At 44.0% G+C, this 23,225-nt stretch carries 26 protein-coding genes; 4 read left to right on the top strand and 22 right to left on the bottom strand.

Annotated elements, in window-relative coordinates:
• Positions 1-57: 57 nt before the first annotated feature.
• The 6 genes from recO to rpsU form a co-directional block, all read right to left on the bottom strand.
• The gene (recO, locus tag M3M39_RS04525) at positions 58-822 is read right to left on the bottom strand and encodes a DNA repair protein RecO (protein WP_252797974.1); all 765 of its coding nucleotides are present in this window, start codon (positions 820-822) and stop codon (positions 58-60) included.
• 18 nt (positions 823-840) lie between these two features.
• Positions 841-1,746 carry a GTPase Era gene (gene era / locus M3M39_RS04520; RefSeq protein ID WP_252796687.1) on the bottom strand — a complete coding sequence of 302 codons (906 nt, stop codon included), beginning with the start codon at positions 1,744-1,746 and terminating at the stop codon, positions 841-843.
• Positions 1,747-1,762: 16 nt separating this feature from the next.
• Positions 1,763-2,161 carry a diacylglycerol kinase family protein gene (locus M3M39_RS04515; RefSeq protein ID WP_252796686.1) on the bottom strand — a complete coding sequence of 133 codons (399 nt, stop codon included), beginning with the start codon at positions 2,159-2,161 and terminating at the stop codon, positions 1,763-1,765.
• Positions 2,145-2,627, bottom strand: a complete 483-nt coding sequence (gene ybeY / locus M3M39_RS04510; protein ID WP_252796685.1) for an rRNA maturation RNase YbeY — start codon at positions 2,625-2,627, stop codon at positions 2,145-2,147. The genes M3M39_RS04515 and ybeY overlap by 17 nt, the downstream gene beginning before the upstream one ends.
• Before the next feature lie 9 nt (positions 2,628-2,636).
• A complete protein-coding gene (locus M3M39_RS04505) occupies positions 2,637-3,599 on the bottom strand; it encodes a PhoH family protein (protein WP_252796684.1) in 963 nt (320 codons plus the stop codon).
• 148 nt (positions 3,600-3,747) lie between these two features.
• Positions 3,748-3,948, bottom strand: coding sequence for a 30S ribosomal protein S21 (gene rpsU / locus M3M39_RS04500; protein ID WP_252750292.1), 201 nt, complete (start codon positions 3,946-3,948; stop codon positions 3,748-3,750).
• Between the two features lie 177 nt (positions 3,949-4,125).
• Here rpsU and M3M39_RS04495 point away from each other — a divergent pair, with 177 nt between their 5' ends.
• Positions 4,126-4,947: a pyruvate, water dikinase regulatory protein gene (locus tag M3M39_RS04495; protein ID WP_252796683.1), complete on the top strand. Its 822-nt coding sequence runs from the start codon at positions 4,126-4,128 to the stop codon at positions 4,945-4,947.
• Here the strand turns inward: M3M39_RS04495 and M3M39_RS04490 are convergent.
• From M3M39_RS04490 to aspS, 4 genes are all read right to left on the bottom strand, one after another.
• Positions 4,928-5,836, bottom strand: a complete 909-nt coding sequence (locus M3M39_RS04490; RefSeq protein WP_252796682.1) for a deoxyribonuclease IV — start codon at positions 5,834-5,836, stop codon at positions 4,928-4,930. The genes M3M39_RS04495 and M3M39_RS04490 overlap by 20 nt on opposite strands.
• Positions 5,829-6,920: a CDP-glycerol glycerophosphotransferase family protein gene (locus M3M39_RS04485; RefSeq protein WP_252796681.1), complete on the bottom strand. Its 1,092-nt coding sequence runs from the start codon at positions 6,918-6,920 to the stop codon at positions 5,829-5,831. The genes M3M39_RS04490 and M3M39_RS04485 overlap by 8 nt, the downstream gene beginning before the upstream one ends.
• Before the next feature lie 122 nt (positions 6,921-7,042).
• Positions 7,043-7,921, bottom strand: a complete 879-nt coding sequence (locus M3M39_RS04480) for a YitT family protein (protein ID WP_252796680.1) — start codon at positions 7,919-7,921, stop codon at positions 7,043-7,045.
• Positions 7,922-8,017: 96 nt separating this feature from the next.
• Positions 8,018-9,799: an aspartate--tRNA ligase gene (gene aspS, locus M3M39_RS04475; protein ID WP_252796679.1), complete on the bottom strand. Its 1,782-nt coding sequence runs from the start codon at positions 9,797-9,799 to the stop codon at positions 8,018-8,020.
• A gap of 354 nt (positions 9,800-10,153) precedes the next feature.
• On the opposite strand from aspS, the gene M3M39_RS04470 reads away from it, so the two are divergent.
• Together M3M39_RS04470 and M3M39_RS04465 are read left to right on the top strand one after the other, a co-directional pair.
• Positions 10,154-11,002, top strand: coding sequence for an N-acetylmuramoyl-L-alanine amidase family protein (locus M3M39_RS04470; protein WP_252796678.1), 849 nt, complete (start codon positions 10,154-10,156; stop codon positions 11,000-11,002).
• A 15-nt stretch (positions 11,003-11,017) separates the two neighbouring features.
• Positions 11,018-11,872 (top strand): fructosamine kinase family protein, encoded by an 855-nt coding sequence (locus tag M3M39_RS04465; RefSeq protein ID WP_252796677.1) that lies wholly within the window; start codon positions 11,018-11,020, stop codon positions 11,870-11,872.
• Here M3M39_RS04465 and M3M39_RS04460 read toward each other — a convergent pair.
• The 10 genes from M3M39_RS04460 to M3M39_RS04415 all read right to left on the bottom strand — a co-directional run bounded on the left by M3M39_RS04460 (position 11,864) and on the right by M3M39_RS04415 (position 19,832).
• The gene (locus tag M3M39_RS04460; protein WP_252796676.1) at positions 11,864-12,493 is read right to left on the bottom strand and encodes an HAD-IA family hydrolase; all 630 of its coding nucleotides are present in this window, start codon (positions 12,491-12,493) and stop codon (positions 11,864-11,866) included. The two genes, M3M39_RS04465 and M3M39_RS04460, sit on opposite strands and share 9 nt — an antisense overlap.
• Positions 12,490-12,942 (bottom strand): D-aminoacyl-tRNA deacylase, encoded by a 453-nt coding sequence (gene dtd, locus M3M39_RS04455; protein ID WP_252796675.1) that lies wholly within the window; start codon positions 12,940-12,942, stop codon positions 12,490-12,492. The genes M3M39_RS04460 and dtd overlap by 4 nt, the downstream gene beginning before the upstream one ends.
• Before the next feature lie 10 nt (positions 12,943-12,952).
• Complete coding sequence (locus M3M39_RS04450; protein WP_252796674.1) at positions 12,953-15,175, bottom strand: RelA/SpoT family protein; 2,223 nt, start codon at positions 15,173-15,175, stop codon at positions 12,953-12,955.
• 62 nt (positions 15,176-15,237) lie between these two features.
• The gene (locus M3M39_RS04445) at positions 15,238-15,972 is read right to left on the bottom strand and encodes a 16S rRNA (uracil(1498)-N(3))-methyltransferase (protein ID WP_252796673.1); all 735 of its coding nucleotides are present in this window, start codon (positions 15,970-15,972) and stop codon (positions 15,238-15,240) included.
• 4 nt (positions 15,973-15,976) lie between these two features.
• Positions 15,977-16,852 carry a 50S ribosomal protein L11 methyltransferase gene (prmA, locus tag M3M39_RS04440; protein WP_252796672.1) on the bottom strand — a complete coding sequence of 292 codons (876 nt, stop codon included), beginning with the start codon at positions 16,850-16,852 and terminating at the stop codon, positions 15,977-15,979.
• A gap of 53 nt (positions 16,853-16,905) precedes the next feature.
• The gene (locus tag M3M39_RS04435; protein ID WP_252796671.1) at positions 16,906-17,214 is read right to left on the bottom strand and encodes a hypothetical protein; all 309 of its coding nucleotides are present in this window, start codon (positions 17,212-17,214) and stop codon (positions 16,906-16,908) included.
• Positions 17,215-17,369: 155 nt separating this feature from the next.
• Positions 17,370-17,759 carry a VOC family protein gene (locus M3M39_RS04430; RefSeq protein WP_252796670.1) on the bottom strand — a complete coding sequence of 130 codons (390 nt, stop codon included), beginning with the start codon at positions 17,757-17,759 and terminating at the stop codon, positions 17,370-17,372.
• 95 nt (positions 17,760-17,854) lie between these two features.
• Complete coding sequence (locus M3M39_RS04425) at positions 17,855-18,217, bottom strand: hypothetical protein (protein WP_252798027.1); 363 nt, start codon at positions 18,215-18,217, stop codon at positions 17,855-17,857.
• Between the two features lie 9 nt (positions 18,218-18,226).
• Positions 18,227-18,547: a hypothetical protein gene (locus tag M3M39_RS04420; RefSeq protein WP_252796669.1), complete on the bottom strand. Its 321-nt coding sequence runs from the start codon at positions 18,545-18,547 to the stop codon at positions 18,227-18,229.
• On the bottom strand, positions 18,540-19,832 hold the full coding sequence (locus M3M39_RS04415) for a Y-family DNA polymerase (protein ID WP_252796668.1): 1,293 nt from the start codon (positions 19,830-19,832) through the stop codon (positions 18,540-18,542). Before M3M39_RS04415 ends, M3M39_RS04420 begins: the two co-directional genes overlap by 8 nt.
• A 136-nt stretch (positions 19,833-19,968) precedes the next feature.
• On the opposite strand from M3M39_RS04415, the gene M3M39_RS04410 reads away from it, so the two are divergent.
• Entirely contained in the window at positions 19,969-20,316 is a 348-nt protein-coding gene (locus tag M3M39_RS04410; protein ID WP_252796667.1) for a DUF805 domain-containing protein, read from the top strand.
• A gap of 53 nt (positions 20,317-20,369) precedes the next feature.
• Here the strand turns inward: M3M39_RS04410 and M3M39_RS04405 are convergent, their stop codons facing one another.
• On the bottom strand, positions 20,370-21,140 hold the full coding sequence (locus tag M3M39_RS04405; RefSeq protein ID WP_252796666.1) for a (S)-acetoin forming diacetyl reductase: 771 nt from the start codon (positions 21,138-21,140) through the stop codon (positions 20,370-20,372).
• 162 nt (positions 21,141-21,302) lie between these two features.
• A complete protein-coding gene (gene lepA, locus M3M39_RS04400) occupies positions 21,303-23,123 on the bottom strand; it encodes a translation elongation factor 4 (protein ID WP_252797973.1) in 1,821 nt (606 codons plus the stop codon).
• Between the last annotated feature and the right edge of the window lie 102 nt (positions 23,124-23,225).

Genomic DNA, 23,225 nt, shown 5'->3' with positions numbered 1-23,225 from the left:
AATATTTAGTTATCTATATTATAAATGGCAACCAGAAAAAGGTCAACGAGAACCACTTCATCCCACTGACCAATCTTTCATCTGTCGTAAAAAACGTTTACTCTTCAAATTTAAGCCCACTTCATTATCATAAATTTGATCTAAAACCTGTTGTAATTGTCGTTTGGTTCGCGGATTTACGTTGATCTTCCCAATTTTTTGTAAATTCACTACGGAAAATAATTGTAGGTAATAAATGGTTCTTGGTTCTAGATGGAAACGATGGGGATCAGCAGCAAAGTGCCGATCACAAATCAGACCCTCAAACTGCTCTGAATAATCATACGTGGTTGCTTTACGACCACACACCGCACAACGTTTTAACTGCGGAGCAATTCCAAAAACTGGCAGTAACTGCACTTCCATAATGTTGGTAACGATGGCTGGATCAAACCCATTATTAATCAGGTTCAGTGCATAAAACAACTGGTCAAACCATTTAGGAGCTGCGATTCCGTCAGAAAAGGCGGCATCCACTAACCCCATCACATAGGTTGCGTAGGCATTTAACGTTAAATCATCACTGATTTGGGTAAAATGCTTCACTTGTTTTGCATCTGAAATGTACGAAAGACCATCTTTTTTCAACGTGCCATCGTACGTTCCATAACTAAAGGGCAGAATGTCAGCCGTTAATTTAAACTTGGGACGGCGCGCGCCACGGATTAAAAACATCTTTTTTCCTGCTTCGGCGGTAAAAAACTTTACCAGCATGTCATGTTCACGATAATTCTGCCGGTACAGTAAAATCCCATGGAAGGGACGACTTCTGGTATTAACCATTCTGCTCACTCGCCTATGCTAATAATCATTTTTGGCACTGTAACCTAGATTATTCAAAGCGGTTGCTTTATCCCGCCATCCGGACTGCACGTGCACCCACAGCTTGAGGTTAACCTTTGTCCCAAGCAATTTTTCAATTTCGCGCCGCGCGCCAATGCTAATGTACTTCAGTCGTTGACCGCCTTTCCCAACGATAATTCCTTTTTGCCCATCGCGTTCCACAATGATTGAAGCTTCAATTTGTAATTTGCCAACCTCGTTTGGACGCATCCATTCCACATAAACCGCTACCGAATGCGGAATCTCTTGACGTGTATTCTCCAGGATTTTTTCCCGAATGATTTCTTGAACAATGAACCGTTCTGGATGGTCCGTAATCTGATCGTCCGGATAATATTGCGGCCCCTCGGGTAACGTTTGTTCCAACGATTGCAAAAGCTGATCAACGTTATTTCCCTTTAAGGCCGAAATGGGGAAAACCTCGGCCCAGGGATAGGCTTTTTTGTACGTATCCATAATTGGCAGTAATTGATTAGGCTCAACTTCATCAATCTTGTTAATAATTAAGTACACTGGAGATTTGATTTTTTTTAGCTGATCGATGATGTAATTATCCCCGGCTCCCCTTGTTTCCGTGGCACTCACCATGAACAAAACAGCTTCCACCTCTTTTAGGGAGGATAACGCTGCTTGATCCATGTATTCATCTAGTTTATTTTGTGGCTTATGAATTCCCGGCGTATCCAAAAATACAATTTGACTCTGAGCAGTGGTATAAATGCCCTGAATCTTATTTCTGGTGGTTTGCGCCTTGTCGCTCATAATTGCTACTTTTTGGCCAACCACCCGATTTAAAAAGGTTGACTTACCAACGTTAGGCCGCCCCACGATGGCTACGAAGCCTGATTTAAATGCTGTACTCATCTATTTTCCTCATCTCTTAAAATGATAACTTTGCCAACAAACACGGTAACAAAACAATAACTCCAATTAATACGGCGGTTCCAGCAGTGAAAAGTACTCCTCCAGCAGCAATATCCTTAATCTTTTTAGCAGTTGGATCAAAATGCGGCCCCACCACTAAGTCCACTAGGTATTCAACCAGTGTGTTGACAATTTCGGCACTTAAAACCAAGAAACAAGCTAATAATAACCACAACCAGGAGCGACGGTCGACTCTTAACAATAAACCAGCCACGATTACAAGAGCCATGCCCACTAAATGGATGCGGAAGTTTCTTTCGCGAAAAAAGATTAGGTAAAAGCCATCCCAAGCGTGCCCTAACGCTTGCGCAAAATTTTTATTTTTCGTAATTTGCCGGTTATTTTTTGAGTCCATAGTTATCTAAAATCTTTCGTTGGAGCGGGAACATAACTGCTTCGTCTTCTGGCTGCATGTGATCGTATCCATTTAAATGTAAAAAACCGTGCACTACCAAAAAACCAAGCTCCCGGTCCTCAGAATGACCTAAAAAGTCGGCTTGCTCCTTCACCTTGTCCATGCTGACAAAAATATCGCCGAGATTTTCTGGAATTTCTGCCCGCAGTTCATCGTCCATAATCATCGGAAAATCATCATCCGCATCGTCTTCAATTGCAAAGCTAATCACGTCGGTCGCCCGGTCTACATTGCGGTATTCGCGGTTAATTTCTTGAATCCGGTCATTATTAACTAAAGTTACTGACATTTCCGTGTTGTCTTCAAGCTTCAAGGTTTGGGCCGCATAGTCTAACAAATTTTTAATTAGCTCTAGCTTAGCATTGGGCACTTGCTCCTTGGTTTCATCATAAATTTCTAAATCCATTTGTACTCCTTATTCAGCTTCGTAAGCGGTAATGATTTTAGCAACCACTGGATTTCTAACGACATCGGCAGCTGTCATTCGGACTACTGCAATGGCATCAATGTTAGCGAGAATCTGAGGGGCCGTTACCAATCCACTGGCAACGTTCCCCTTCAAATCGATTTGTTGAATATCCCCATTCACAATCATTTTGGAATTAAAGCCCAGTCTAGTTAAAAACATTTTCATTTGCGGATTAGTGGTGTTTTGGGCTTCATCAAGAATTACAAAAGCATTTTCTAACGTCCGCCCCCGCATGTAAGCTAACGGAGCAATCTCGATTACGCCACGTTCAATCAGACGATCGGTATGATCTTTGCCTAAGATGGCGTACAACGAATCATATAGTGGTCGCAAATATGGGTCAACTTTTTCCTTTAAATCTCCGGGTAAGAAGCCCAAACTTTCACCAGCTTCAACGGCGGGTCTAGTTAATACAATTTTATCAACTTTTCCCTTCTTTAAAGCGGCCACTGCCATTACTACGGCTAAATAAGTTTTCCCTGTTCCGGCTGGTCCAATTCCAAACGTAATGTCGTGTTGATTAATTGCTTGAATATATTGACGCTGACCAAAATTCTTAACCCGAACCGGCTTTCCCTTATTATCTTTAATTAAAACCTGGTTATATAAATCCGGTAAGGAGTTAATCCGGCCCGCGCGCCCGAGATTCACGGCCGAAACATAGTCACTTTCGGTGGGATGAATGCCTGCATGAATTAACTTGAGGATATTCAATAAAATATCGTGTGTCAGTTGGACATCCGCTTCATCATTTCCTTCGATTTTGACCACGCCATCCGCATAACGAATCGAGGTTTGAAGTTCATCTTCAATAATTTTAACCAGCGCATCCTGAGTGCCAAACAAAACTGCTTGATCATTAGGATTACTCAGCGGTAATTGTTTTTGATATTCAAAATTTTCAATCAATCAAATATATCTCCTTAAATCAGTTTTAGAAATCATTTTAGTTAAATTTTAGCATATCCCCAGGGGTTTCCAAAGTGAAAACCAAAGACCTTGCAACAAAAAGCACCCCAAAGATGAACTTTGGAGTGCTTTTCATGCTGCAACTTGATTAGAAGTTGTTACGACGCTTTTTCTTTTTATTGTTACGTTTTCTTGCTGCTTCTGATTTTAATTTACGTTTAACGCTAGGCTTTTCGTAAAATTCACGTTTACGAAATTCCTGGAGAGTTCCGCTTTTTGAAACAGTCCGTTTAAAGCGACGAAGAGCATCTTCAAGAGATTCGTTCTTACGAACAACGGTTTTTGACATGTAAAATCCCTCCCTCCGAGCTTAAATAGTGCCAGCGTTTATCTGACAAATTTAATTATACCTTATGAAAAATTTAACGTCAACGGCCTAATTTAAGATTTTGTTCTCATCTCATGGTAATCAGAACCGCAAAGAAGTTTATAATAGGGAAAACTAAATTGCTAAAGGAGTCACCCCATGAAAACCACTTATAACGTTTTTGTCATTTCTGATTCAAGCGGTCAAACCGGAACAGCAATTGCCAAAACTGCTGCGGCTCAGTTTCCTGAGGCCTACGCTAACATTACTCAATATCCTTTCATTCGAACTAAATCAATTCTTACTGGGATTTTAAGACTGGCCAAGGAAAAACAGGCAATCATCTTTCATACCCTGGTGAATTCCGAGCTAAGTGACATGGTAACCCAGTATGCTGACGAAAATCATTTATTTAGTTTCGACTGCATTCAAAAGCCAATCGAAATTATTTCCAAGCGGCTGAACGAATCATCAGCTGCCGTTCCAGGCCTGGTCCACGACTTAAACGCTGCTTACTTCAAACGAATTGATGCCATCGAATTCACAGTTGCTAATGACGATGGTCGTCATCCCGAAAATCTGGCAAAAGCTGACATTGTTATTTTAGGGGTTTCTCGCACTTCCAAAACCCCGCTTTCCTTATATCTTGCTAACGAAAGTTACAAAGTGGCCAACGTCCCCATCGGTCCCAACCTGCAACTGCCCCAAGAAGTGTGGGATTTAAACCCCAAAAAGGTTTTTGGACTCACAAATTCAATCGGAAAATTACAAGAAATTCGGATTCAACGCATGAAAGAATATGGAATCGAAAACGATACCCGCTATTCCAACGCTGATAATATTAAAAAGGAGCTGGACTATGCCCAGCACCTTTATCAAAAAATCGGTTGTTTGTGTATTAACGTTGCCGATAAATCCATCGAGGAGACGGCTTCCATTATTACGGAAAGTCTTCCTCACGTTACTGGGCCGCAGCAGTGAGCTTTTCAATCATTTGCGAATCAAACGTTTGTTGCCGCAGCATTGCTACTTCTGCTCCGTGCGGATCAACCTTCACTTTATCATTAACCTTAATAGCGGGCGTTTCCATAATCTTGGGAACGTCCTTTAATTTGGAATCGTGGGCAATCGCATTGAGCGCTGCAAACCCAATCGTTCCAAACCCAATGTTTTCGTGCCGGTCCTTGTGGCTACCGAGTGGGTTTTTATCGTCGTTTAAGTGAATCACCTTTAGTCGGTCTAAACCAATCACCCGGTCAAATTCAGCCATGACTCCAGCAAAATCATCCTTAACGTCATAACCGGCATCATAGGTATGACACGTATCAAACGTAACGGAAAGCTTTTCGTTATGCTCGACTCCCGCAATGATGGTTTGGAGCTGTTCAAAACTCGTCCCTAGTTCCGTCCCTTTGCCGGCCATCGTTTCTAGGGCAATTTGAATTTTTTGGTCCGGTGTAATCACCTGATTCAATCCCTTGATAATCTGCTGTAACCCGGCATCTACTCCGGCGCCAACGTGAGATCCTGGGTGTAAAACGATTTGGGTAGCTCCCATTGCTTCAGATCGTTCAATTTCTTTGCGTAAGAAATCAACCGCAAAGGCAAAGCTATGGGGCTTTTTAGTGTTACCCAGGTTAATAATATAGGGCGCATGGACCACAACTTCTTTTAAATCGTGATTCCGCATATATTCTTTTCCCGCCGGAATCTGTAATTCCGCTAACGGCTTGCGGCGGGAATTTTGTGGTGCACCAGTGTAAACCATAAAAGCGGTTTCATCATTTCCAGCCGCTTCTTCAGCAGAACCCAAAAACATCTTGGGAGATTTCATTCCTACGTGGGAACCAATTAATAATTCATCACTCATCGTTATCCTCCGCAGCGTTTTTACGACCAATGACGTACTTGTCAATGACCCGTTTATACGCTTTTCCATCGTTATAAGTATTCCAATAATCGTTAAAGTCAGCAAAGTTTACCGGTTCATCAGCAATAACCGCCCGTTTTAAGTCGGCCACGGTATTAATCGGTGCAGTTGGTAACCACTTTTTTAATCCCGTTTGCACCCCCGGCTCTTTTTGATAACGCTTTAAATCATACATAAAGAAGATGGCTGAACGAGCTTGAGGCATCAAACTAAAATCAAAGATAAACGACGAATAATCAGTTACTAAAGTATCGGCCAGGGTCATTAAATCCGTCGTCGTAAATTCATCATAAATTTTGACGTTTGGATACTTAAATTGCTCCATCTCGAGCTGATCTCGGTTCACTTCTTGATACAGTTTCACCGCCACCACGGCATTAGGATTAGCGGCCAATGCCTTAATGGTCCCTGCCGGTGGGTTTACTTGTTCAGCATTTCGATAGGTGGGGGCGTATAAGATCACCCGTTTTCCCTTCAGTTCAGGAGCAGCCATTAGCACCCGTTGGCGTACCGTTTGTAACCAATTATCGCTGAAAAGTCGATCAGAACGAGGCGTACCTAGATACTGCATTTTAGTGGCTGGTTGCTTAAAGCTCCGTTCAAAAACGGAACCCATGGCCTTTGAAGCCACCACGTAATCATCAAACTGATCATACACCAGTTGGTGGCGTCGCCGCTTTAACCAATGATTCCGACGCTGACCGGGATCCTCCCAACCAAAACACTTAATGGTACCATCGGCATGCCACAGTTGGATGATGCGCGTCTTTTTTCGTGGTCTGATGAGCCCCGCCAAAAGAGCATAATAATTATCACAAAAAATCAGCCGGGCGGACATTACTTGGGGAATCCGATGAATTAAAAAACTAATGCTCATTTTCAATGGAATCGTTTTGACCCCAAAGGCCCGTAAATCGTATGCAGCGGCTAACGTTCGCGGATTGTAAATTACAATTAACTTTTGTCCCGCTGGCAATTCGGCCGCAATTCGCTTAATCATATGCAAGTTATTGCTATAACTCATGAAATAATAAACGTTTTTTTTCGGTCTCAAATAGAACAATAAGGAAAGGAACCGCACTAACCAAACATAAACTGTCTTCATCTGCTTTTAATCCCGTCACTTTCTAATCTACTGTCCAGTTCTTACTTCGGCTTTGTCTCATAAAAATGCCCAAACACTTCATCAACATCTAGGGCGACTGCAAACGCATGTGGGTCAGCTTCTTGCAAAGCTTCGTCCAACTCATTCTTTTCATAACGAGAAATAACCGTAAATAAAATGGCTTTCTTATCGTGATTGTAGGCTCCTTCCGCATTGTGCACGATGGTGATCCCACGGCGCATGTGATTTTGCACGCTGTCTACCACTGTCTTAGGAAAGTCAGTGACAATCATGACTTCCATTCGTTGTTGCCGAGTATAGGTTAAGTCCATGACCTTGGCGTTCACAAATAAACCAATTGCGGAGTAAAAGGCGTAGGGCCATCCATACATAAACCCGGCTGAAACGATAATCAAGGAATTAAAAAGAATGTTGATGTTTCCGATTGAACGTCCGGTTTTTCGCTGAATTACGATTCCCAAGATGTCTAATCCACCGGTCGAAATCTGATTCTTCAGCGCCAGTCCAGTTCCAAAACCGTTTACGGCTCCCCCAAAGAGGGCACAAATTAACGGATCGGACGTTAGCGTTAACGGATGCAAAATTTTAATCATAAAACTGGCTAACAGAACTGAAATAAACGTAAAGATGGCAAATTGATGCCCAATTTGTTTCCACGCTAATAATAATAGCGGTACATTTAACAGAAACAGCGCTAACGCGGTTGATAGCGTAAATGGGAAAAATCGTTGTGAAACTGTATTTAATAGTTGAGCAAATCCAGTTATTCCGGATGAATAAATGTGCCCAGGGGTCCAGAAAAAATTCATGGCAATCGAAACTAACGTTGCATACAAAAACGCCGTTGATAGTTTCGTAATAATTTGGTGTCGGCGAATGACCTTGTGAACATCGTCCATAAAAACCAATCCTCTAATTTAAGTTATTTCGATTATTACGTAGTAGTATAACACGAAAAAAAGAAGTTACGAGCACTCGTAACGTTCTTCTTCTGCCTATTTATCAGTTGGTTTTTCGACTTCAATCCCTAGCTCATCTAGTTGCTTAGGAGCCACCGGCGTGGGAGCACTAGTCAGTGGGTCAATTGCTTTAGAATTCTTAGGAAAAGCGATGACGTCACGAATGTTCCCCCGTTTAGCCAACAATCTTGCAAACCGGTCCAAGCCAATTGCCAAGCCTCCATGCGGTGGGAACCCGTAATCTAAAGCCCGCAAGAAGTAACCAAATTGGGCTTCTGCGCTTCCTTTGGTGAAGCCCAGCGCCCGGAACATTTTTTCTTGCAGTTCTCGGGTGTGAATCCGGATGGAACCACCACCTAATTCTAATCCATTTAGAATAATATCATAACTCTGAGCGTGAGCTTGATGAGGGTCTTCGCCTTCATCCAGGTAGTGTTCGTCACCTTCGTTAGGCATCGTAAACGGATGATGCGCTGCCGTCCAACGTTGTGCTCCTTCATCATATTCAAATAACGGCCAGTCTACGACCCATAAAAAGTTGAACTGGTCGGTTGGAATTAAGTTTTGTTCCTTTGCAATCGCTACCCGAAGGTATCCTAGGGTATCGGCCACTACCTTGGCTCGGTCCGCTGCAAACAACAGTAAATCACCACTATGAGCATCCGTTTGGGACTTCAAAGCAGCAACTTGTTCGTTGTCCTTAAAGAATTTAGCCACGGGACCAGAAAAACCATCATCAGTAACTTTCATCCAAGCTAAGCCCTTCGCACCAAACCGTTTTACGTAGTCAGTGTATTTGTCGATGTCCTTTCTTGAGTAAGCACTTGCTCCATCTGGAACGGCAATGGCTTTTACCTGGCCACCGGCTGCTACAGCTGAACTAAAGACTTTGAAATCAGAATCGGCTACAAGTTCAGACACGTCCTTTAGTTCCATTCCAAAGCGTGTATCCGGTTGGTCAGTTCCAAACCGATCCATTGATTCTTGCCACGTGATTCGTTCAAACGGTAATTTCACGTCATAGTCTAAGGCATCCTTCATGACTTCCTTAATCAAGCCTTCGGTAATATCTTGAATGTCTTTGGCACTCATAAAGGAAGTTTCTAAGTCAATTTGCGTAAACTCTGGCTGCCGATCTCCCCGTAAATCTTCATCCCGAAAACAACGAGCAATTTGGTAGTACCGGTCAAAACCAGCCCCCATTAGCATTTGCTTAAACTGTTGCGGTGATTGGGGCAAGGCATAAAAAGAGCCTGGATAAACTCGTGATGGAACGAGATAATCACGTGCTCCTTCTGGAGTAGAAGCAGTTAAATCTGGTGTTTCAATGTCAATAAAACCTTGTTGGTCAAGGTACCGGTGCGTAGCTTGTAAAATCCGATTGCGAATCAAAATTCCCTGTTTCATAACCGGGCGCCGTAAATCAAGGTAGCGATACTTTAACCGTAAGTCATCTGTAGCATTAGTATCGTCTTTAATTTCAAACGGAACCGGTTTTGAGGTACTTAAAATTTTAGCATCATGAACGTGAACTTCTACTTTACCGGTGTAGAGATCGGGATTAATTTCATTTTCGGAGCGAGCGACTACTTCTCCTGTAACCTCAATCACGAACTCATTTTTCGCTTGACTGGCTACTTGAAAGGCCTCTGGATTTTCTTGTTCGTTAAAAACCAGTTGGACAATTCCGGCGCGATCCCGTAAATCGACAAACATTAAGCTCCCTAAGTCCCTTTTTTTGGCAATCCAGCCGTCTAACGTAACCGTTTGATCTAAGTACCGTTCGTTGACGTTTCCTGCATATGCAGTGCGTTTCATCATAATCTTCCTTTCGAGTTAAGCGTTTAATTCCATAAAAAAGACCGTACAAAATTGCTTGAAGGGCGCAATTGCACGGTACCACCTTTTTTTATTACTTTTAACTCTATTTAATTTTCCGTTATATAGTTCTAAACGCGTCTTCACAGGCGCCTCATTGCGTTCTTCCACTCCCGAACGCTTTCTGGCAAATGGGCCACCTACTACTCTTCGTCATCATAGAACTAACCTTGATTTTACCCTAATCAAAAGCAAAACAAAAGTCAAGGTTCTTTTGGCAATTTACTGCCAGCTGGGTTAAAAAGTTATATGATATTAGCTAAAGAAATCATTTAACTAAAAACGAGGAAAACCATGCACTTTAAAATACGTAATCGGCGCGGATTATTATTCACTATTTTAATCATTCTAGGCACCGGAGTGATAATTGGCACCATGCTCCTCCGTAATAACGTCGTCGTGCCCATTAATCAGCTCCAAATCAAGGCCGAACCGCACCTTACCAGTCAGACGGTGGGAACCGTCCAACGCGGAGACCGGGTCCAAATTATCACCAAGGATGACCAATGGGCTCAGGTTGTAGCTCAACATCAAAAAATTGGTTGGGTACCTAATTGGCTCCTTAAAAATCATCCGCAGCTTAAAACAGCAACTAAACTAGCGGAAGCCACCATTATCTTAGATCCGGGGCACGGTGGCAACGATTCAGGCGCTCTGGCTAATTCTAACCAACCCGAAAAGAAATATACCCTGCAATTCGCCCAACAAGTAGCAACCAATTTACGGGCCCGGGGCGCTAACGTTATTTTAACCAGAGCTCAAGATCAAACGGTTGGACTAAAGCGTCGTCCCCAAATTGCCCAAAAACATCATGCCGACCTCTTCGTTAGTTTTCACTTTGACTCTAGCCCCATCCCAAACTCCGCCTCAGGATTCACAACCTATTATTATCATCAGGGAACTGCTAAACAATTCGCACAAGCTGTTAACCAGCGGTTCACGCAATTAGGAATGGAAAACAAGGGCGTTAAGTTTGGCGACTACTTGGTAATCCGCGATAGTAAGATTCCGGCAATTTTATTGGAAATGGGTTACATTAATAATGATCTTGACTTTCAAAAGATTAAAAATCCCACCTTCAGAAAAGCAGTGGCCAGCGACGTGACCGCTGGCATTGCCAACTACGTTAACACCAATGATTAACTTAAGGAGGAAATCATGCAGGAATTAAGTTCAGAATGGTTAGCTCAGTTACCAATTTCAGACATTCAAACCGTCACTCCCGTTGCCGGAGGCGACATTAATGAGGCATACGAAATCCAAACAAGCCAGCACAAGCGGTATTTCTTGAAGGTCCAACCCGGCCGAGGTCAAGCTTTTTTTGCTCACGAAATTGAAGGACTACGTCTCATTGGCGAAGTTGCCCGTGTTCCAGAAATTATTACGAGTGGTGAAATCGACACCGATGGATTTTTAATCCTTGGGTGGCTCGAGATTGCCAACGGAGACCAATTTGAACTCGGACAGATGGTGGCTCGGGTGCACCACCAACACGAACAACGCTTTGGCCTAGATCACGACTTTAAATTAGGACGGTTTCCTAAACAAAATCAGTGGCAAACCAGTTGGTCCACCTTTTTTAACCAACAACGGTTACAGCCCCTCGCTACTTTAGCTCAGCAAAAAGGCCGCTGGAACTCACAACGAGCCGCGGCCTTAACCGTTATCATAAACCAAATGCAAACTTATGAAGCTCACCATCACATTACCCCCAGTTTACTGCACGGTGATTTATGGGCAGGAAATGCCCTCTTTAACGCGCAGCATCAGCCCCTTCTAATCGACCCCGACGTTTACTATGGAGATCGGGAATTTGATCTCGGGGTCACTACCGTCTTTGGCGGTTTTACAGACGCATTTTACGAGGGCTACCAGCATGAATACCCCTTTCAACCGGGAATAGCAGACCGCTTAATTTGGTATCGGTTCTACTACGTCTTAATGCATGTGGTACTCTTTGGGGAAAGCTATGGTCCGTTTTTAGACCAAATTTGTGCTACCTTATTAAAGTAACTGTTGTAATTCTGCTAAATTATGAATGGTGAGCGTGGGATTCCCGGTCACTTCGAGCAGGTAGTCTGGATCAAATAAAACAGACTGGATCCCGGCATGCTGAGCAGCTTCTACGTCTAATTTCCGATCACCAACCATGAAGGTGGTGGTGGGATCTAGGTGTTCCGATTGTAATAAAAACTGTAGTCCCGCTGGATCGGGCTTGCGCGCAAATCCCTGTTGACTGGTAACAATGCCGGTAAACAGGGATTTTAGTTTGAACCGCTCTAATAAAGACAAAGCTTGTTGATCCCGATGCGTTTCTAAACAGTTCTGTCCCTGGTCCTGTTGCACTGCCGCTAGAATTTGCCGGGCTCCAGCAAATGGCTTTGCTAACTGAACTTCGAGATGTTCAATCTGCCGGTAACTCGCCAGTAAACGATCTCGATCCAAGTGAAATCGCGCACTAAACTTAGTGACAGTCGAATTCAGTGAATGTTCACGCATTTGCCGATAGATTTCATCGCCATCAATTTCTAATTCATCAATTCCAAGGGACTGCAAGGCTTTGGTAAAAGCACTCACCATGTACGGATAGGTATCAAACAGGGTTCCGTCAAAATCCCAAATCAAATTTGTCATGCCGGAGGCTCCTGATAATCTAATAAAAAGGTGGCGGGGCCGTCGTTCACCAGTTCCACCTGCATGTCAGCCCCAAATTCACCGGTTGCAACCTGTAAACCCTGGTCAGCCAGAGCCGCATTAAAATCATCATAATTTTGCTGAGCAACTTGTGGATCTCCGGCCCGTTTAAAGGACGGCCGATTGCCATGTTGTAAATCTGCTAAGAGGGTAAACTGGGATACAGATAAAATGGATCCACCCACCTGGTTAATGTTCAGATTCATCTTGCCTGCTTCATCAGAAAAGACCCGTAGTTTAGCCACTTTTTCTGCTAAATGTTGACCAGTTTGCGCGGTATCACCGGCCTCTGCACCGACTAAAATTAAAAAACCAGTGTCAATGGCGCCAACCGTTTGCTCGTCAACTTGGACAGCCGCACGCTGTACCCGCTGAATCACTAATTTCATGCTCGTCTCCTTAGTTCAAAACTCGTTGGGATGTGGCTACTCCCGGAACCATCTTAATGGTATCCATCATCCGGTCTAGCTGACCCACGTTTTTAACCTCTACAATTGCCTCAATCGTAACTCCCGTGTCGTCGTGAACCCGACCATTGATGGAAGTCAACTGAACCGGACTGTTATTAAACCGTTTAATGACGTCATTTAAAACTCCGTTCCGGTTATCGGCTTCAAACCGCAATTTAGCTTGATAATTAATTTGATTATCGGAAACACTGCGCCAGTGAGCAGCAATAATCCGGCCTGGTTCAGATTGACTAAAGTTATTGCATTCTACCCGATGAATGGAAATTCCTCGGCCTTTGGTAATGTATCCAATGATTTCATCCCCGGGAAGTGGTAAACAGCAATGACTAATCCGCACCAACACGTTATCAATTCCATCAATTGCCACGTTATCAGCTGGTCGGTTGCCTTGGGGAGCTTGGTATTCTTTTTTCGTTGACAACGTCTGGGACTGATCTAGCAACTCTTGTTCTGCTTGATGTTCCCGTTCTCGTTGTTGCTCATCGCGAATTTCACTCGTAAATCGGTTAGCAACTCCCACGACGTGAATGTCACCAAAGCCTAAAGCTGCTAAGAGATCGTCTTGGGTGCGATAGTGAAGTTCGTCTAAAACCCGATCCCAGTTTTCAGAAGTTAACAATTCATTGGGAGCATATCCCGTTTCTTCAAGTTGATTATGCAGGAGTTCAGCTCCGGTTTTAATGTTATCTTCCCGATTCTGCTTTTTAAAGAATTGATTAATCTTGTGTTTAGCACTATTAGTGTGAACCAGATCCAACCAGTTTTTCCCAGGTCCCGTTGAGTTTGCAGATGTGATAATTTCCACAATGTCACCATTTTTAATCCGGTAATCCAGTGAGACCATTTTGCCGTTAACTCGTGCTCCCGTAGATCGATGTCCCACCTGAGTGTGAATGGCATAAGCCATGTCCAGCGGTCCTGCTCCCTGTGGGAGCTCCAACACATCTCCATTAGGAGTAAAAGCATAAACGTGATCGGAGAAGAGTTCACCTTGCACGCTGTCCATGAATTCTGACGCGTTATCGGTTTCTTCTTGGATCTCAATGATCTTTTTAAACCAGTTTAATTGCATGTTACTTTCGTCATTGTAAACTTCGCTGGTTTGCCCCTGTTTGTAGGCCCAGTGCGCAGCAACCCCGTATTCAGCAATTCTGTGCATTTCCTTGGTCCGAATCTGAATCTCTAGGGGTTTTCCCTCCGGACCGATGACAGTGGTGTGCAAAGATTGATAGAGGTTTGGTTTGGGCATCGCAATGTAGTCTTTAAACCGACCTGGCATCGGGGGCCATTTAGCGTGAACCGCCCCCAAAATGGCATAACAATCCTTCACCGTATCCACGATTACCCGAATGGCAGAAAGATCATAGATTTCTTCAAACTTCTTGTGTTTATCTACCATCTTTTTGTAAATTGAATAAATGTGCTTCGGCCGTCCGTAAATTTCTGCATCAATGTGGTAATCGGCAATGGCTCGTTTCACTTCACGGATGGCATCTTGAATGTAAGATTCTCGTTCGTTCCGCTTCGATTTCATGGAATGAGCAATCTTGTAGTAGGCATCCGGATTCAGGTACCGCAACGCCATATCTTGTAGTTCCCACTTGACTGTTCCCATTCCGAGCCGGTCAGCAATGGGAGCGTACACATCAATGGTTTCTTTGGCAAATCGCGTTTGAAATTCGGGATTAAGATCTCCGAGTTTATCCATGTTGTCCATTCGGTCTGCTAGTTTAACAATCATGACCCGGATATCTTTACACATTACCAACAGCAGTTTGCGGTAATTTTCTGCTAGGGCTTCGCGGCTGGAGTTATATTTAATCTTACTAATCTTTGTAACCCCGTCGACAATTAAAGCAACGTCTGGGCCGAATTGTTCTCGAACGTCATCTAGTCGTACGTTACTATCCTCAACGACATCATGTAAAAAGCCTGCCGTAACGGCAACTGCGTCCATGTTAAGGTCTGCTAAAATGCCGGCCACGTTGGTTGAGTGTTCAATGTAACTTTCTCCAGAAGCCCGTAGATTCGTGCCGTGGGCGTGTCGAGCTACTTGGTAAGCCCGTTTAACCATATCCACTTGGTCTGGAGTCATTTCGTTGTTGATTTTTGCAAAAATTTCAGTGGGTTGCCACTGTTTGAGACTAGCCATCTGTTTCACCCCCACTTAGCAATGGCATCATTCGTGATTTAAGTCATTTTATTAACATTCTATCATTTAAGTTCGGAAAGTACAGATATGGCACTTAAAAAATAAAGTGGAGCCGATTCTGTTCGTAAAATGCGCGGGCCCAAGCCGACGACATGAAAGTTAGCGGCTTCGAGCCGTTCAATCTCAGCTGGACTTAATCCGCCTTCCGGTCCAAACACAGCTAATAGACGCTGTCCGGCTTGCATCTGACTAACCACCCGCACTAGTTCACTGGCTTCTCCCTGCTTGGCCGCCTCTTCATATGCCACCACTCGTTGATTAACGTTCAGTTGGTCTAAAGCCGCCAGCCCGTTTAAATAGCTTACCTGGGGAATCAAATTTCGGTGTGACTGCTCGGCAGCTGCCTGGGCAATCTTTTGTAAACGGGCGACTTTTTTAGCCGCTTTTTGCTTCCACTGGGCTACGGACCATTCAGTGGGCAAAAAAATAATCTCACTTGCTCCGAGCTCCGTCGCCTTTTGGACAATCAGTTCCGCTTTCCCACTTTTTGGTAGCCCACAAGCGACTGTGACCGCAATTGGCAGCTCAGTATTCAGGTCCGTCTTTGTTTTAATTTGAACGAGTCCTTGATCTCCATTCGTTAGCTCGCCAATGAATACCTGTTGCTGATCATCAACAAACTCTGCTTGCTCACCTGGTTGGGCCCGTAAAACTCGGATCCAATGCTTCTGAATTTCAGGAGGTAACTCTAGTTGTTCATTCACCGTGAGAGCTTGATCGATAAAATAGTGTTGCACGTTTCTATCCTTTCTGAGTTGCAATCAAGGCGCGCCAGTTCCCAGCCACCATGGTCTGTTCAACCGTAAAGTGATGCTGTTTCAACTGCGGTTCAACTTTAGCAAGCTGATCCGCATAAATGCCAGCTAAAATGAGGTGCCCCTGCGGATTTAAGTGCCGTGGTACTTGCGGAATCAGCGGCAGTAACACCTCTGCAAGCATGTTAGCAACAATCACGTCTGCCGTTCCATCAATTCCAGTTAGTAGGCTATTAGTCTCTACCGCAATGTCAGCCATGTTAGGATTAGCAGCTAGATTTTGCCGTGCTGATTCCACTGCCACAGGATCGTTATCCCAGGCGCGAATTGTCCCGGCCCCTAAGAGTCGTGCTCCGATGCTCAAAACTCCAGATCCGGTTCCTACGTCAAAGACCGTTTCTTCGCCTCGCAAACTAATTTCTAGTGCTTGCAATGCCATCTTCGTGGTTGGATGGGTTCCCGTTCCAAAAGCCATCCCGGGATCCAAGCGAATTACCTTCTGGTCCGTTTGCTCTGGCTGATAGTCTTCCCAGTTTGGGACCACGGTTAAATACCGGGTGATGCGTTCAGCGTGGTAGTATTGTTCCCACTCCGTTGTCCAACGATCATCAACTGGTTCGGTGGTAATGGTGGCTACTCCGGGGTTTAAACCATATTCAGGAAAATGAGCTAGCCCCTGTTCTACCTGCTGCACTAGTTTAGTTAAATCCCCGGCTTCAGTAACATACGTAAGCACGGCGACCTGTTTCCCTGGCAGTTGATCATCAATCTGAATCCCTTGAGCTCCAGCCGTAATTAATAAATTACTAACGGCTTCCACGGCTTCGTTAGTGGTCGTAACCCGAACTTCAATGAGCTTCATTATGTAAATCTCCTTCTTTATGAAAAGAAGCACCCCGAAAAGGATGCTTCAAATTATTGTTCTTCTTTAATTTTTTGAAGCTTGGCTTCATGATAAGGAAGATGCGACTTCAGATACTTTAACAAACTGTGTTCGGTTTTAAAGATCCGAGGATGCTTTTGTTTGTGGAGCCGCAAATCAATTTCCTTAATTTTTTGGCGCCCCGTCCACCCATGTCCATACCGTAAAATAATCCGATTATTCAACTCAGCTTTGCCAAATCGGAAAATATAAACACTGTCTGGAGTCATTAACGGGCGAATGTAACCCTTTTTATAGTGATAACCGTTGTCACGCAAAAATTTTTTCGTCATTGCTAACACGTTATCCACCTCCATTTTCATAAATTCGACTAAACCTATTATCCATGGTACTGGAGCAATCTGAAAATGGCAAGCAGATTTATTCAATTTAAATAATAATCATTCAAAAACACAAAAAAACGGACGCATCCATCCGCCCGTTTTAGTTAATCACTTTATTTTACGATTTCACAAAATTCAATTTTTTCGTGGTTAGGACCGTAAATGTTAAAGAACTTAATTCCCTTGTCCCAGAATGGACGAGTTTGAATTTCAGTATCAATTAAGTCTAAGCCCATGTCCTTTGCTTCTTGTAAAGCAGCGGCTGCATCAGTAGCGTTTAAGGAAATGTGGTTGATGGCGCCGTCAGCATTAGCAGTTGGATCGCCTTCCCAGGTTTCAATCATCAGGTTATCATACTTCATGAATGCACAACGGTTACCTTGGTATAAGAATTCGCCTTCCTTGGTGAAGCCTAACTTTTCGTAAAAAGCCACCGTCTTATCTAAATCTGCAGCTGGGATTCCAACGTGTTGTAATCCAGTAAAGTAGTCATTTAATGCCATTTTAATCTCTCCTTTGGATTTAGTTCACTTCACCATGTGAAGCTTTGAACACCTTTATTATAATTCATTTTGTTTAAAGAATAAAGTGTAACCGCTTAATTTTTTCTTTTAAGCGCCACTACTAGCTCAGTCGCAAGCATTTGGGTACCAATGCGAATCATCCCTGCTTCCCAACCAGTAATTTGACCGCTGGTTCTAAAATACTCTGCCTCTAACCCCACGGCTCGTTTCCAGATCACCGTCACTGCTTGATGCTTTTCGACAGCTAGTTGTAACTCGCGGTTGATTGCTACCCCGTCCATCTGCGGAATCATTTGCCATTTGGTGCTTTGTTGCAAAGCTTGGTGGGAATGCCGTAACCGCTGAGTGTGGTCCGACAAAAAATAACCCTGCCATTTTTGCATCCCGCGGTCCTGATAATCGTTGGCGAAAAACTGCTGAACTAGCCGCTCATCCATCGTTACTCATCACCGCCTAGTTTCAATTAATTGCCCCGTCTTGGGCCAACGTAACTGGGCAAAATTTTGATACTGAGCCGTTAGTTGATAGCGATTATGAACCAACGTGACCACTGCTTCTAACAGAGCTAAATTAGCTGGCAAAACGCCAATGGGCTGTGATCGAGCGTTGTGATGGGGGTGCCACTGGTTTAAAAACCAGTTATAGGAATGAGAATATGGATCGTTAACAATTACAAGAACATAGCGAAATCCATGTACTGGGTGAAATTGTTTTTCTAACTGGCGCGTAATCTGATTGGCGGCTGCTTGGACTTGACGGTTATTCATAACTATTTCCTCCACTATGACCACCCACTAAGCCGGCTCGTTCTAACGCAGTTCCACCTGAACACAGGCTCTGCGCTCGAAACAAGGAATCAACTCCAAAGCGGTTCCGAATGGTAGCGGTTGCTTGATCTAACTTACGTTGCTTCTCGCGTTCTTGATTATTAGCTAGTAACTCTAACTGCATTCCTGTGACCGGCGTTAAATCACCGTATGCTAAGTTAATTCGGCGAATCCCTTCCCCGTGCCACAGTTTACGAAAAAGAGATAGCGTAATTTGCCTTAAAGCCGTTATTTGGTCCGTAGCTGAGATCCGTTCCGTTTTGGCTAAGTGGATCCGAGTTGTTGCCTGGGTTCGGGCTAGTCCCAAGTGAAGTGATACTGAGCCAACTTGTAAATGATGGGCCTGCACCCGGGAAGCAACCTGTTCCACCAGTTCCTTAATTACCACTTCTAACTCATTAGCACGCCAATAATCACGTGGGAGTACTTGCCCATTACTGTAACTCCGTTGCTTGGGTTGATAGTGTTCGTGTAAGTTACTGCGATCAATTCCCCAAGCCGTGGCAAATAATTGGGTCCCAATCACCCCTAATTCTTGTTGCAAATGGTATGGATTAGCTGCTGCGAGCTCCGCCATCGTGTTAATTCCCAGGCGATGTAACCGTTGGGCCTGCCGCTTTCCAATTCCCCACACGGACGTTAAATCTGTAATCGACCAAATTTTAGTCGGAACGTCTGCATAGTGAATCTCACCAACCAAATCTCGAGTATGTTTAGCATAGATGTCTAGGGCCAGTTTAGCTTGGACCGGATTATCGCCAATTCCGACCGTTACGTACAATCCCAATCGTCGCTTAATTTCATGCTGAATCCGTTGCGCTACCGCTCGGGCTGTTTTGCCAAATAAGTGCCAAGAATGCGTCATGTCTAACAACGACTCATCAATCGAATACGGCAATAAATCTTCTTCAGCCGCATATTCAGTAAAGATCCGATTAATCTCTAAATTCTTTTTAATGTACAAGTTCATCCGTGGTGGTACTAACAATAAGCGCTCATCATGCGGAAGTTCGTACTGCCGGTTAACGTTATGTAACCCAAATAGTTGTTTGGCTCGCGGGGAAGCTGCCAGGATCAGCCCACCCTTAGTGTTTGCAGTTTCTGACATCACACATAAAACGGCTGTTAGTGGATTTAAGCCCCGTGCCACGCTCTCACAGCTCGCGTAGAAAGATTTATTATCAATGAAAAAATAGACCCCATGGGGTTCTGCTGCATAGTTCATAATTTCATCTCCCGAACACTTGTTCGGTTATCATTGTACTCTAACCCTCCAGACCTGTAAACGACCATTGCGACATTTGGTATAATTAAAGTGTAATAATTTACTATTTTTACTAGTTTTAATTTGGAGGAAAATCATGTTAAACGCCTATCAAAAGTTTTGGGACAATCTCTTTAACTTTCGTGGAACTGCTACAATTATTGAATTCTGGATTCCATTGATTTTTAACTACATCTTGGCCTTTCTGATTGCCTGGTTGCTGGGGTTGTTAGCTGGAACGGTTTCCGGTCAATTAGTTTCGATCATTTATGGAATCATGTTCTTATTAGCCTGGATTGGGAGTATCTCTGTTACCGTCCGCCGGTTCCATGATTCAAATCATTCTGGTTGGTGGTTTTGGATCCAAATCATTCCTGTAATTGGTGATTTTTGGTTACTAATTCTCTTAATCATTCCTACCAATCATGCCAGTCGGTGGCGCTAACCAAAAACAGCCCTAGTTAGAAAATGCTAACTAGGGCCGTTTTTTTATGCTAATTAATTAAAGACCATTCCACCATCAATTAAGAGGGATTGTCCCGTCATGTAATTTGAATCGGGACCAGCGAGATAAGAAACACAACCCGCTACGTCTTCTGGTTGTGAAAGCCGTTTTAAAGCGATGTCTTTGGCAAATTGTTCCATGCCCCATTCAAACGGCTTGCCGGCTTTATCAGCCACTTGTTGCGCAATGTCGTTCATCATTGGCGTCACCACAATTCCAGGACAAAAGGCATTCACAGTGATCCCATCGTCTGCCAGTTCCTTGGCAGTAGTTTCTGTAATCCCCCGAATCGCAAACTTAGTGGAGCCATAAACGGTTAAGTTCGGGTTCCCCGTCATTCCCGCTTGTGAAGAAGCGTTAATGATCTTACCAGAATGACCTAACTTTTTGAACATCGTAGCTGCAGCTTGGATGCCCCACACCGTTCCCCCAACGTTAATCCGTTCTGCTTCTGCCAAAACTTCCGGAGTAACTTCAAAAATTGGGGTCGTCGGAGCTACTCCAGCATTGTTGACCATGACGTTAAAATCACCAAAGTGGTCATAGGCCTTTTGCACGGCAGCAAACACTTCATCACGTTCGGCAACGTCAGCTTGAATTGCAATTGCATCCCCGTGATCATTTTGAATTTCTTTGGCGACTGCTTCCACCTTATCGAGCGTCCGCCCCACTAAGGCGACTGCAAAGCCATCGTGGTGCAACCGTTTTGCGATTGCTTCTCCAATTCCCTGTCCTGCTCCGGTAATTAAAGCAACTTTTTTCATGTCCATTCCTACTTTCTTTTAAATTAATGGTTTCATTATACCTTAATTTGTTAATAAGTGCACAAAGAAATTAACTTTAAAAAAGGTGGTTGGAATTCCATCGAATCCCAATCACCTTTTTTAAGGATTTTCCTAGCTTGGTTCAAATCAACAATAAATTAGCTACTTTCCATCCTGTTCCGTGTCGGATTGCAGTACGGTCATAAAGGCTTCCTGTGGAATATCAACCTTTCCAACCGCCTTCATCCGTTTCTTTCCACGTTTTTGTTTTTCCAGCAACTTGGCACGTCGGTCCGGATCACCAGTATGAATCCGAGAAGTAACGTCCTTTCGGTACGCCTTGATATTAGTCCGGGCAATAATCTTGGACCCAATCGCTGCTTGTACAGGAATCTCGAAGTTTTGCCGTGGAATGATTTCCTTTAACTTCCGCACAATGTCACGACTTCGTTCCTCCGCGAACTGCCGGTGGGCAATGAAACTCAACGCGTCTACTTGATCACCGTTTAACAAGATATCCACTTTAACCAAGTCACTGGCGTGATAACCATCCACCTCGTAATCCAATGAGGCATACCCCTTAGTACTGGACTTGAGCTTGTCAAAGAAATTAAAAATAATTTCTGACAGCGGCATTTGGTAAATCACGTTAACCCGCGCATCATCCAGGTACTCCATCGTCACAAATTCCCCCCGACGCGCCTGACACAGTTTCATTACGGCACCCACGTAGTCATTGGGAACCATGATGGTGGCCTTCACGTATGGTTCTGCAATGCTTTTAATGGAGGAAACATCCGGCATTTCGGCTGGATTTTCGACTTCGACCATGTTTCCACCAGTTAAATAAACGTGGTAGGTTACTGAGGGAGCCGTCGTAATCAAATCGAGGTTAAATTCGCGTTCCAACCGTTCCTGCACCACGTCCATGTGCAATAAACCTAAGAATCCACAGCGAAAACCAAAGCCCAGCGCTTCTGAAACTTCTGGTTCAAATTCAAGGGAGGCATCGTTTAACTTTAATTTCTCTAATGCTTCTCGTAAATCTTCGAACTTGGCGTTGTCAGTCGGATAAAGTCCCGCATAGACCATCGGAATCATTTCTCGATAACCCGGTAGCGCTTTTTCTGCTGGATGATTGGCCAGCGTAATCGTATCTCCCACCCGAGTCTGGGTGATGTCCTTAATACTAGCGGTTAAATAACCAACATCTCCAGCCATCAAAAAGTCCCGCGGAAGCGGTTTAGGTGAGTTCACCCCCACCTCAGTTACTTCGTACTCGCTCCCACTGTTCATCAAGCGAATCCGATCTCCGGCCTTCACAACACCCTCAAAAATCCGGACGCTAAGGACTACACCCCGATAATCATCGTAAATGGAGTCAAAGACCAATCCCTTCAAGGGTGCATCGATTTCACCAGTGGGTGCTGGAATTTTAGCCACAATTTCTTCCAACAATTTGTCTACATTTAACCCGGTTTTAGCACTAATTTCGACCGCATCACTGGTATCAAGGCCAATCACGTCCTCAATTTCTTGTTTGACCCGTTCTGGTTCTGCTGAGGGGAGATCAACCTTGTTAATGACTGGTAAAATTTCTAGGTCATCATCAAGCGCCAAGTAAACGTTGGCTAACGTCTGGGCTTGAATTCCCTGGGTGGCGTCCACCACCAGGATGGCCCCTTCACAGGCGGCCAAACTCCGAGATACTTCGTACGAAAAGTCTACGTGTCCAGGGGTATCAATTAAATGGAAAACGTAATCCACGCCGTCTTTTCCATGGTACTTTAGTTGCACGGCGTTTAACTTAATCGTAATGCCCCGTTCTCGTTCCAAATCCATGTTATCCAGTAGCTGATCCTTCATCTCACGTTTTGACACCGTGTCGGTGAGTTCTAAAATCCGGTCCGCTAAAGTGGATTTTCCATGGTCAATATGAGCCACAATCGCAAAGTTTCTAATCTTGCGTTGGGCGGTTTGCATTGCTTTATAATCCACGTCAATTCCTGCTTTCTTGCTTCGTTCGTTTTGCTTAATTATACCAAGCGACCCCTGAAGAAACAAATAGAGCGAGACTTTCATCTC

The organism is Fructilactobacillus hinvesii (assembly GCF_024029435.1).
Classification (GTDB): Bacteria; Bacillota; Bacilli; order Lactobacillales; family Lactobacillaceae; genus Fructilactobacillus; species Fructilactobacillus hinvesii.
The sequence above is the reverse complement of the archived record's forward strand: the minus strand, read 5'-3'. Positions and strand labels throughout refer to the sequence as shown.